This is a genomic window from Pseudomonas taetrolens (genome assembly GCF_900475285.1).
GTDB lineage: Bacteria > Pseudomonadota > Gammaproteobacteria > Pseudomonadales > Pseudomonadaceae > Aquipseudomonas > Aquipseudomonas taetrolens.
This window is the reverse complement of sequence record NZ_LS483370.1, coordinates 4,747,501-4,759,214: the sequence shown is the minus strand read 5'-3', so window position 1 is coordinate 4,759,214 and position 11,714 is coordinate 4,747,501. Positions and strand designations below refer to the sequence as shown.

General features: G+C 52.8%; 4 protein-coding genes and 4 rRNA genes (1 of these 8 running past the window's edge). 6 read left to right on the top strand and 2 right to left on the bottom strand.

Annotated elements, in window-relative coordinates:
* Window position 1: 1 nt before the first annotated feature.
* Window positions 2-1,123, bottom strand: coding sequence for a Re/Si-specific NAD(P)(+) transhydrogenase subunit alpha (locus DQN55_RS21835; RefSeq protein WP_048381667.1), 1,122 nt, complete (start codon window positions 1,121-1,123; stop codon window positions 2-4).
* A 434-nt stretch (window positions 1,124-1,557) separates the two neighbouring features.
* Complete coding sequence (locus DQN55_RS21830) at window positions 1,558-2,454, bottom strand: LysR family transcriptional regulator (RefSeq protein WP_048381669.1); 897 nt, start codon at window positions 2,452-2,454, stop codon at window positions 1,558-1,560.
* Window positions 2,455-2,611: 157 nt separating this feature from the next.
* Here DQN55_RS21830 and DQN55_RS21825 point away from each other — a divergent pair, with 157 nt between their 5' ends.
* From DQN55_RS21825 to DQN55_RS21790, 6 genes are all read left to right on the top strand, one after another.
* Window positions 2,612-3,793 (top strand): acyl-CoA dehydrogenase, encoded by a 1,182-nt coding sequence (locus tag DQN55_RS21825; protein WP_003438163.1) that lies wholly within the window; start codon window positions 2,612-2,614, stop codon window positions 3,791-3,793.
* Between the two features lie 14 nt (window positions 3,794-3,807).
* Entirely contained in the window at window positions 3,808-5,028 is a 1,221-nt protein-coding gene (locus DQN55_RS21820) for a CaiB/BaiF CoA transferase family protein (protein ID WP_048381670.1), read from the top strand.
* 546 nt (window positions 5,029-5,574) lie between these two features.
* Window positions 5,575-7,111 (top strand): 16S ribosomal RNA (locus tag DQN55_RS21810).
* A gap of 314 nt (window positions 7,112-7,425) precedes the next feature.
* Window positions 7,426-10,317, top strand: a 23S ribosomal RNA gene (locus DQN55_RS21805).
* 157 nt (window positions 10,318-10,474) lie between these two features.
* Window positions 10,475-10,590 (top strand): 5S ribosomal RNA (rrf, locus tag DQN55_RS21800).
* Between the two features lie 471 nt (window positions 10,591-11,061).
* Window positions 11,062-11,714, top strand: a 16S ribosomal RNA gene (locus DQN55_RS21790) (it continues 884 nt past the right edge of the window).
* Together the 16S, 23S and 5S rRNA genes form the textbook arrangement of a ribosomal RNA operon.

The following is an 11,714-nucleotide window of genomic DNA, read 5'->3' as shown; positions in this document are numbered from 1 at the left end:
CTCAGCCGTTTTTGCGCACGACTTGACCGTCGCGGCACATCAGGCACGCGGCGACGATATCGTCTTCAAGGTTGATCTGGAATTGACCTTCAGGGGTGAAGACCAGTTTGAGGAAGTCCAGCAGGTTGCGGGCGTAAAGCGCCGAAGCATCTGCGGCAACCAGGGCGGCCAGGTTGGTGTGCCCAACGATGGTTACGCCGTGCTCAATCACGACCTGATCGGCCACGGTCAAGGGGCAGTTGCCGCCTTGGGCTGCGGCCAGATCGATAACCACCGAGCCGGGCTTCATCTGTGCCACGGTTTCGGCGCTCAGAAGCACAGGGGCTTTACGGCCCGGGATCAGTGCTGTGGTAATGACGATATCAGCCTGCTTGGCACGCTCGTGAACGGCTAGCGCCTGGCGCTGCATCCAGCTGGCGGGCATTGGACGCGCATAACCGCCAACGCCAACCGCACATTCGCGCTCTTCGTCGGTTTCATACGGCACGTCGACAAATTTGGCGCCCAGGGATTCGATCTGCTCTTTAACGGCAGGGCGCACATCGGAAGCCTCGATGACTGCACCCAGGCGTTTGGCCGTGGCGATGGCCTGCAATCCGGCAACACCTGCACCCAGGATCAGCACGCGAGCGGCTTTTACCGTGCCGGCAGCAGTCATCAGCATCGGCATAAAGCGTGGATAGTGATGGGCGGCGAGCAGGACGGCTTTATAGCCGGCAATGTTGGCTTGAGATGACAGCACATCAAGGCTTTGTGCGCGAGAGGTGCGCGGGGCCGCTTCGAGAGAGAACGCCGTGATCCCGCGTTCGGCCAGCTTGGCAATGGTTTCATTGCTGAACGGGTTAAGCATGCCAACCAGCACTGTATCGCTGCTGATCAAAGCCAGCTCGCTGTCATTGGGGGCTACAACCTTGAGAATCAGTTCGGCGCCGAAGGCATCGCTGACGCTCCCAATGTTCGCACCTGCTGCTTCATAAGCACTGTCAGTGACGCTGGCATTAATACCTGCGCCGGTTTGAACAGTCACTTTATGGCCTTGGCCGATCAGCTTCTTGATGGTTTCCGGGGTAGCAGCGACCCGGGTTTCACCCGTATGGGTTTCGAGAGGAACACCAATGTGCACGTCATATCTCCTGCGTGATCTTTTATAAGAAAGCCAGCGCACTACGGATGGTGCGACTGGGGCGGCCGATCAGCACGATCCCACCAAAATCTGGGTGGGGCGCCGCATAATGCAGGCGATTTTTTAGGCCTTCAAGAACTTATGGAGGGTGACGGAATTTTAACTACAAGTCATGCAGTGACCGAATGTCGCAACGACAGGCTGCAGGCCTTTATTGGCGTGGCCTGTAGCGTTTTGTTGTGGTTTTTAAAGTTTTCTCACATTTCTTTTGGTTATCGCTGCATAACTTTCAGAAATACCCTGCAGGCCGCGTGGTTACTGGGTTTAAGGTTTGTCTAGTTAGACATAAGTAAGGACTGCTTAAAAGCGACATTTACGTATATATGTAGTGCGTTTTGTAGTGACTACATAATCCTTCCGGACGATGCGGGACTTCAACTCAGGCTGTAGCACTGGGCCTGATCGATCAGCCAGTCGCGAAAGGCTTTGAGTGAAGCGGACTCAATTTTGCGCTCTGGAATCATCAGGTAGTAAGCCTTGGCACTCGGCAAAGTGCAGGGGTTGGCGACCACCAGTCGTTTCTCGGACAGTTCTCGCTGGATCAGAAAAGGCGGAATGAGCGCCACGCCCATTTCGTGCATGGCGGCTTGCGCAAGCATCGAGAACAGTTCGTAACGAGGACCTGTCAGGTCTCGTGGTACGTTCAAGCCTTGTGCGTTAAACCATTGGCGCCACGCGTAGGGGCGGGTGGTTTGCTGCAGCAGTGGCAGCTCGGAGAGAGCTTGAGGGCTGAGGTTCTGGTTTGTGCCCAGTAGCGAGGGGCTGCATACCGGGACCGGGTTTTCTCCCATTAGGCGGTACGACGCTGTACCAGACCAGTCGGCATCGCCGAAGTAGATGGCGGCATCAAAATCGGTGTCAGCAAACAGGAATGGACGCGTACGGTTTGTCAGGTTAACGGTGACGTCCGGATGTTGTTGCTGGAAGTCCTTGAGTCTTGGAAGCAGCCATTGCGTGCCGAAGGTGGGTACGACGGCCAGCTCAATGACATTGGCACCCTGTTGGCCCATGACGGACAGCGTGTCCCGTTCCACTGCATCGAGTTGGGTCGCAATTCGACGGCTGTAAGAAAGGCCTGCTTCAGTCAGTTTCACGCCGCGCTTGGAGCGTCTGAAGAGCTCTACGCTCAGGAAATCTTCCAGGCTAGCAATTTGTCGGCAAATAGCGCCTTGCGTGAGGGAAAGCTCCTCTGCCGCTTTGGTAAAGCTTTCATGGCGTGCGGCAGCTTCAAAGCTGATCAAGGCTGTTGTGCTGGGTATTTTGCGGCGCATGTACAGCTTCCTCACTAAAGATCATCAAAGATGGCTTTTTTGGGTGCTACGGAGTGAGAAATTATCACAAGAGCGTGCTGAATCCTCGTTTGTCCTTATATAGAAGGCGACCTAGGATCGGCTTACGACATTTGTTCTATTTCTCGAGGGTTCACTCATGGCGGGTAAAGCAAGCTTCAACTGGATTGATCCATTGCTGCTGGATCAGCAACTGACTGAAGAAGAGCGCATGGTGCGCGACAGTGCTGAGCAGTTTGCCCAGGATAAGCTGGCGCCACGTGTGCTTGAAGCTTTCCGTAATGAGAAGACCGACCCTGCGATTTTTCGCGAAATGGGTGAGACCGGATTGCTGGGTGCAATGATTCCTGAGCAATACGGTGGTAGCGGCCTTAACTACGTCAGTTATGGACTTATTGCCCGTGAAGTGGAGCGGGTGGACTCTGGTTATCGCTCAATGATGAGCGTGCAGTCGTCCTTGGTGATGGTGCCGATCAATGAGTTCGGGACTGAGGCGCAAAAACAGAAGTATCTGCCCAAGCTGGCCTCCGGCGAATGGATTGGTTGCTTTGGCCTGACTGAGCCCAATCATGGCTCTGACCCGGGTGCGATGATCACTCGTGCTCGGTCTGTCGATGGCGGTTACAGCCTGACGGGCAGCAAGATGTGGATCACCAATAGTCCTATCGCTGATGTCTTTGTGGTATGGGCGAAGGATGACGAGGGTGACATTCGTGGGTTTGTGCTTGAAAAGGGCTGGAAAGGCCTGAGCACTCCGGCGATTCACGGCAAGGTCGGTTTGCGTGCATCGATTACTGGCGAAATCGTCATGGATAACGTCTTCGTGCCGCAGGAAAACATATTTCCTGATGTGCGCGGCTTGAAAGGCCCTTTCACCTGTCTCAACTCCGCGCGCTATGGCATCTCTTGGGGGGCGCTGGGGGCTGCTGAGTTCTGCTGGCATACCGCTCGCCAATATACGCTGGACCGTCATCAGTTCGGTCGGCCTTTGGCTGCGACGCAGCTGATTCAGAAGAAACTGGCTGACATGCAGACCGAAATTACGCTGGCGCTGCAAGGTTGCCTGCGGTTGGGTCGAATGAAGGATGAAGGAACTGCAGCTGTTGAGATTACCTCGATCATGAAGCGCAACTCGTGCGGTAAATCTCTGGATATCGCGCGTATGGCTCGCGACATGCTGGGCGGTAATGGCATTTCGGATGAGTTCGGGGTGGCGCGGCACTTGGTCAACCTTGAAGTGGTGAATACCTATGAAGGAACGCATGACGTGCATGCCTTGATTCTTGGGCGTGCACAAACCGGTCTTCAGGCGTTCTATTAACAGGAGTTCGCCTCATGGGTGCTTTATCGCATTTGCGGGTGTTGGATTTGTCGCGGGTATTGGCCGGCCCATGGGCTGGGCAGATCCTGGCGGACCTCGGGGCTGAAGTCATCAAGGTAGAGCGTCCAGGTAATGGGGATGACACTCGAGCCTGGGGGCCGCCTTTTCTTGCAAATGCCCGTGGCGAGAGTACCGGTGAGGCGGCCTATTACTTGTCGGCCAATCGCAACAAGCAATCGGTGACCATTGACTTCACCAAGCCTGAAGGGCAGCGACTGGTGCGTGAGCTGGCGGCGAAGTCCGACATCCTCATCGAGAACTTCAAGGTCGGGGGGTTGAAGGCTTACGGATTGGACTACGCGTCGCTCAAGGATCTGAACCCTGAGTTGATCTACTGCTCGATCACTGGATTTGGTCAGACGGGCCCTTATGCCAAGAGGGCGGGCTATGACTTCATGATTCAGGGATTGGGCGGTCTGATGAGCTTGACCGGTCGGCCGGAAGGAGAGGAGGGGGCGGGCCCGGTTAAGGTGGGGGTTGCTCTGACGGATATCCTGACCGGACTTTACTCGACCGTAGCAATTCTGGCGGCCCTTGCTCACCGTCAGAATGATGGCGGTGGGCAGCACATTGATATGGCATTGCTGGATGTGCAGGTGGCATGTCTGGCCAATCAAGCAATGAACTACCTGACAACAGGCGTGCCTTCGCAGCGTTTGGGTAATGCCCACCCGAACATCGTTCCGTACCAGGATTTCCCAACGGCGGATGGCGACTTCATCCTTACTGTGGGTAATGACAGTCAATTCCGTAAGTTCGCAGAGGTGGCAGGCCGGCCTGAGTGGGGGGATGACCCGCGGTTTGTGAGTAACAAGCAGCGGGTGGCCAACCGTGCGGTGCTGGTGCCGTTGATACGGCAGGCGACTGTCTTTAAAACGACCGCTGAGTGGGTGGCGCAATTGGAGGCGGTCGGTGTGCCATGCGGGCCGATCAATGATTTGGCGCAGGTGTTTGCCGATCCTCAGGTGCAGGCGCGGGGCCTGGCCATAGAGATGCCGCATGCGCTGGCGGGAATGGTGCCGCAGGTGGCAAGTCCGATTCGGTTGTCGAGTACGCCGGTGGAATACCGTAATGCGCCGCCATTACTGGGGGAGCACACTCAGGAGGTGCTGGAGCGGGTACTGGGGCTGCGGTCTGGCGCTATTGAGGCTTTGCGGCAGTCGGGAGTTCTGTAGCTATCTAATAGAGGGGGCGTTAGCCCCCTTCTATTAGATAGGTGGTTTTGGATTAATTGATAGAGTCACTCAATTAGGGCTTGACTCGGAATCTTAACCGCCTATAATTCGCCCCACTTCCGGCGCAGTCGAAACGGAAAACTCCTTGAGCTTCAATGAGTTGGATTGGTTTTCGACGGTGTCAGCTTCAAGTCATCGAAGCAGGAAATGAGGTGTTGACAGCAGCGTGTAACGCTGTAGAATTCGCCTCCCGCTAACGAGCAATCGATAGCGCAAGTGGTTGAAGTTACAGAGGAAACTTTGAAAACTTCTTAAAATAACCGCTTGACAGCAACAGAGGCTGCTGTAGAATGCGCGCCTCGGTTGAGCGAAAGCTTAACCAACCGCTCTTTAACAACTGAATCAAGCAATTCGTGTGGGTGCTTGTGGAGTCAGACTGATAGTCAAAAAGATTATCAGCATCACAAGTTACTCCGCGAGAAATCAAAGATGTAACCAACGATTGCTGAGCCAAGTTTAGGGTTTTCTCAAAACCCAAAGATGTTTGAACTGAAGAGTTTGATCATGGCTCAGATTGAACGCTGGCGGCAGGCCTAACACATGCAAGTCGAGCGGTAGAGAGGTGCTTGCATCTCTTGAGAGCGGCGGACGGGTGAGTAATACCTAGGAATCTGCCTGGTAGTGGGGGATAACGTTCGGAAACGGACGCTAATACCGCATACGTCCTACGGGAGAAAGCAGGGGACCTTCGGGCCTTGCGCTATCAGATGAGCCTAGGTCGGATTAGCTAGTTGGTGAGGTAATGGCTCACCAAGGCTACGATCCGTAACTGGTCTGAGAGGATGATCAGTCACACTGGAACTGAGACACGGTCCAGACTCCTACGGGAGGCAGCAGTGGGGAATATTGGACAATGGGCGAAAGCCTGATCCAGCCATGCCGCGTGTGTGAAGAAGGTCTTCGGATTGTAAAGCACTTTAAGTTGGGAGGAAGGGCATTAACCTAATACGTTAGTGTTTTGACGTTACCGACAGAATAAGCACCGGCTAACTCTGTGCCAGCAGCCGCGGTAATACAGAGGGTGCAAGCGTTAATCGGAATTACTGGGCGTAAAGCGCGCGTAGGTGGTTTGTTAAGTTGGATGTGAAATCCCCGGGCTCAACCTGGGAACTGCATCCAAAACTGGCAAGCTAGAGTATGGTAGAGGGTGGTGGAATTTCCTGTGTAGCGGTGAAATGCGTAGATATAGGAAGGAACACCAGTGGCGAAGGCGACCACCTGGACTGATACTGACACTGAGGTGCGAAAGCGTGGGGAGCAAACAGGATTAGATACCCTGGTAGTCCACGCCGTAAACGATGTCAACTAGCCGTTGGGAGTCTTGAACTCTTAGTGGCGCAGCTAACGCATTAAGTTGACCGCCTGGGGAGTACGGCCGCAAGGTTAAAACTCAAATGAATTGACGGGGGCCCGCACAAGCGGTGGAGCATGTGGTTTAATTCGAAGCAACGCGAAGAACCTTACCAGGCCTTGACATCCAATGAACTTTCCAGAGATGGATTGGTGCCTTCGGGAACATTGAGACAGGTGCTGCATGGCTGTCGTCAGCTCGTGTCGTGAGATGTTGGGTTAAGTCCCGTAACGAGCGCAACCCTTGTCCTTAGTTACCAGCACGTAATGGTGGGCACTCTAAGGAGACTGCCGGTGACAAACCGGAGGAAGGTGGGGATGACGTCAAGTCATCATGGCCCTTACGGCCTGGGCTACACACGTGCTACAATGGTCGGTACAAAGGGTTGCCAAGCCGCGAGGTGGAGCTAATCCCATAAAACCGATCGTAGTCCGGATCGCAGTCTGCAACTCGACTGCGTGAAGTCGGAATCGCTAGTAATCGTGAATCAGAATGTCACGGTGAATACGTTCCCGGGCCTTGTACACACCGCCCGTCACACCATGGGAGTGGGTTGCACCAGAAGTAGCTAGTCTAACCTTCGGGAGGACGGTTACCACGGTGTGATTCATGACTGGGGTGAAGTCGTAACAAGGTAGCCGTAGGGGAACCTGCGGCTGGATCACCTCCTTAATCGACGACATCAGCTGCTCCATAAGTTCCCACACGAATTGCTTGATTCATTGAAGAAGACGGTAGAAGCGACGTTAAATCGTGGCTTCTCTATCGTAAAGCTTAGAAATGAACATTCCATCAGATGGTGGTGAATGTTGATTTCTGATCTTTTGATTAGATCGTTCTTTAAAAATTTGGGTATGTGATAGAAAGATAGACTGGATAACACTTTCACTGGTGTTTATTCAGGCTAAGGTAAAATTTGTGAGTTAAATTGCGAATTTTCGGCGAATGTCGTCTTCATAGTATAACCAGATTGCTTGGGGTTATATGGTCAAGTGAAGAAGCGCATACGGTGGATGCCTTGGCAGTCAGAGGCGATGAAAGACGTGGTAGCCTGCGAAAAGCTTCGGGGAGTCGGCAAACAGACTTTGATCCGGAGATGTCTGAATGGGGGAACCCACCTAACATAAGTTAGGTATCTTAAGCTGAATACATAGGCTTAAGAAGCGAACCAGGGGAACTGAAACATCTAAGTACCCTGAGGAAAAGAAATCAACCGAGATTCCCTTAGTAGTGGCGAGCGAACGGGGACCAGCCCTTAAGCTGTATTGATGTTAGCGGAACGCTCTGGAAAGTGCGGCCATAGTGGGTGATAGCCCTGTACGCGAAAACATCTTTGCAGTGAAATCGAGTAGGACGGAGCACGAGAAACTTTGTCTGAATATGGGGGGACCATCCTCCAAGGCTAAATACTACTGACTGACCGATAGTGAACTAGTACCGTGAGGGAAAGGCGAAAAGAACCCCGGAGAGGGGAGTGAAATAGATCCTGAAACCGTATGCGTACAAGCAGTGGGAGCCCACTTTGTTGGGTGACTGCGTACCTTTTGTATAATGGGTCAGCGACTTATTTTCAGTGGCGAGCTTAACCGAATAGGGGAGGCGTAGCGAAAGCGAGTCTTAATAGGGCGTCTAGTCGCTGGGAATAGACCCGAAACCGGGCGATCTATCCATGGGCAGGTTGAAGGTTGGGTAACACTAACTGGAGGACCGAACCGACTACCGTTGAAAAGTTAGCGGATGACCTGTGGATCGGAGTGAAAGGCTAATCAAGCTCGGAGATAGCTGGTTCTCCTCGAAAGCTATTTAGGTAGCGCCTCATGTATCACTGTAGGGGGTAGAGCACTGTTTCGGCTAGGGGGTCATCCCGACTTACCAAACCGATGCAAACTCCGAATACCTACAAGTGCCGAGCATGGGAGACACACGGCGGGTGCTAACGTCCGTCGTGAAAAGGGAAACAACCCAGACCGTCAGCTAAGGTCCCAAAGTTATGGTTAAGTGGGAAACGATGTGGGAAGGCTTAGACAGCTAGGAGGTTGGCTTAGAAGCAGCCACCCTTTAAAGAAAGCGTAATAGCTCACTAGTCGAGTCGGCCTGCGCGGAAGATTTAACGGGGCTCAAACCATACACCGAAGCTACGGGTATCACTTAGGTGATGCGGTAGAGGAGCGTTCTGTAAGCCTGTGAAGGTGAGTTGAGAAGCTTGCTGGAGGTATCAGAAGTGCGAATGCTGACATGAGTAACGATAATGGGTGTGAAAAACACCCACGCCGAAAGACCAAGGTTTCCTGCGCAACGTTAATCGACGCAGGGTTAGTCGGTCCCTAAGGCGAGGCTGAAAAGCGTAGTCGATGGAAAACAGGTTAATATTCCTGTACTTCTGGTTATTGCGATGGAGGGACGGAGAAGGCTAGGCCAGCTTGGCGTTGGTTGTCCAAGTTTAAGGTGGTAGGCTGGAATCTTAGGTAAATCCGGGATTCCAAGGCCGAGAGCTGATGACGAGTGTTCTTTTAGAACACGAAGTGGTTGATGCCATGCTTCCAAGAAAAGCTTCTAAGCTTCAGGTAACCAGGAACCGTACCCCAAACCGACACAGGTGGTTGGGTAGAGAATACCAAGGCGCTTGAGAGAACTCGGGTGAAGGAACTAGGCAAAATGGCACCGTAACTTCGGGAGAAGGTGCGCCGGTGAGGGTGAAGCATTTACTGCGTAAGCCCACGCCGGTCGAAGATACCAGGCCGCTGCGACTGTTTATTAAAAACACAGCACTCTGCAAACACGAAAGTGGACGTATAGGGTGTGACGCCTGCCCGGTGCCGGAAGGTTAATTGATGGGGTTAGCTAACGCGAAGCTCTTGATCGAAGCCCCGGTAAACGGCGGCCGTAACTATAACGGTCCTAAGGTAGCGAAATTCCTTGTCGGGTAAGTTCCGACCTGCACGAATGGCGTAACGATGGCGGCGCTGTCTCCACCCGAGACTCAGTGAAATTGAAATCGCTGTGAAGATGCAGTGTATCCGCGGCTAGACGGAAAGACCCCGTGAACCTTTACTATAGCTTTGCACTGGACTTTGAATTTGCTTGTGTAGGATAGGTGGGAGGCTTTGAAGCGTGGACGCCAGTCTGCGTGGAGCCAACCTTGAAATACCACCCTGGCAACTTTGAGGTTCTAACTCAGGTCCGTTATCCGGATCGAGGACAGTGTATGGTGGGTAGTTTGACTGGGGCGGTCTCCTCCTAAAGAGTAACGGAGGAGTACGAAGGTGCGCTCAGACCGGTCGGAAATCGGTCGTAGAGTATAAAGGCAAAAGCGCGCTTGACTGCGAGACAGACACGTCGAGCAGGTACGAAAGTAGGTCTTAGTGATCCGGTGGTTCTGTATGGAAGGGCCATCGCTCAACGGATAAAAGGTACTCCGGGGATAACAGGCTGATACCGCCCAAGAGTTCATATCGACGGCGGTGTTTGGCACCTCGATGTCGGCTCATCACATCCTGGGGCTGAAGCCGGTCCCAAGGGTATGGCTGTTCGCCATTTAAAGTGGTACGCGAGCTGGGTTTAGAACGTCGTGAGACAGTTCGGTCCCTATCTGCCGTGGACGTTTGAGATTTGAGAGGGGCTGCTCCTAGTACGAGAGGACCGGAGTGGACGAACCTCTGGTGTTCCGGTTGTCACGCCAGTGGCATTGCCGGGTAGCTATGTTCGGGAAAGATAACCGCTGAAAGCATCTAAGCGGGAAACTTGCCTCAAGATGAGATCTCACTGGAACCTTGAGTTCCCTAAAGGGCCGTCGAAGACTACGACGTTGATAGGTTGGGTGTGTAAGCGCTGTGAGGCGTTGAGCTAACCAATACTAATTGCCCGTGAGGCTTGACCATATAACACCCAAGCAATTTGCTGACTCGAAAGAGCACCAGATTGCGGTGTGTGAAGACGATACAAACCGAAAGTTTGCAATTCACAAAGCACCGACTCTATTACATACCCATTCGCTGGAGCGTGAACCGAAAGGTAAACGACCTGGCTACCGAATTTCTTGACGACCATAGAGCATTGGAACCACCTGATCCCATCCCGAACTCAGTAGTGAAACGATGCATCGCCGATGGTAGTGTGGGGTTTCCCCATGTGAGAGTAGGTCATCGTCAAGATTAAATTCCAAAATCCCTGTCTGCTCGCGCAGACAGGGATTTTGTTTTTGTATAAGTACAAGCTTTGTTTAAAGCTTGTCCAGTTAGCCGGGTCGTTTACCTGGTTAGCGAATCGATTGAAAGTTGCAGGAAATAAGGTGTTGACAGCAGCGTGTAACGCTGTAGAATTCGCCTCCCGCTAACGAGCAATCGATAGCGCAAGTGGTTGAAGTTACAGGGGAAACTTTGAAAACTTCTTAAAATAACCGCTTGACAGCAACAGAGGCTGCTGTAGAATGCGCGCCTCGGTTGAGCGAAAGCTTAACCAACCGCTCTTTAACAACTGAATCAAGCAATTCGTGTGGGTGCTTGTGGAGTCAGACTGATAGTCAAAAAGATTATCAGCATCACAAGTTACTCCGCGAGAAATCAAAGATGTAACCAACGATTGCTGAGCCAAGTTTAGGGTTTTCTCAAAACCCAAAGATGTTTGAACTGAAGAGTTTGATCATGGCTCAGATTGAACGCTGGCGGCAGGCCTAACACATGCAAGTCGAGCGGTAGAGAGGTGCTTGCACCTCTTGAGAGCGGCGGACGGGTGAGTAATACCTAGGAATCTGCCTGGTAGTGGGGGATAACGTTCGGAAACGGACGCTAATACCGCATACGTCCTACGGGAGAAAGCAGGGGACCTTCGGGCCTTGCGCTATCAGATGAGCCTAGGTCGGATTAGCTAGTTGGTGAGGTAATGGCTCACCAAGGCTACGATCCGTAACTGGTCTGAGAGGATGATCAGTCACACTGGAACTGAGACACGGTCCAGACTCCTACGGGAGGCAGCAGTGGGGAATATTGGACAATGGGCGAAAGCCTGATCCAGCCATGCCGCGTGTGTGAAGAAGGTCTTCGGATTGTAAAGCACTTTAAGTTGGGAGGAAGGGCATTAACCTAATACGTTAGTGTTTTGACGTTACCGACAGAATAAGCACCGGCTAACTCTGTGCCAGCAGCCGCGGTAATACAGAGGGTGCAAGCGTTAATCGGAATTACTGGGCGTAAAGCGCGCGTAGGTGGTTTGTTAAGTTGGATGTGAAATCCCCGGGCTCAACCTGGGAACTGCATCCAAAACTGGCAAGCTAGAGTAT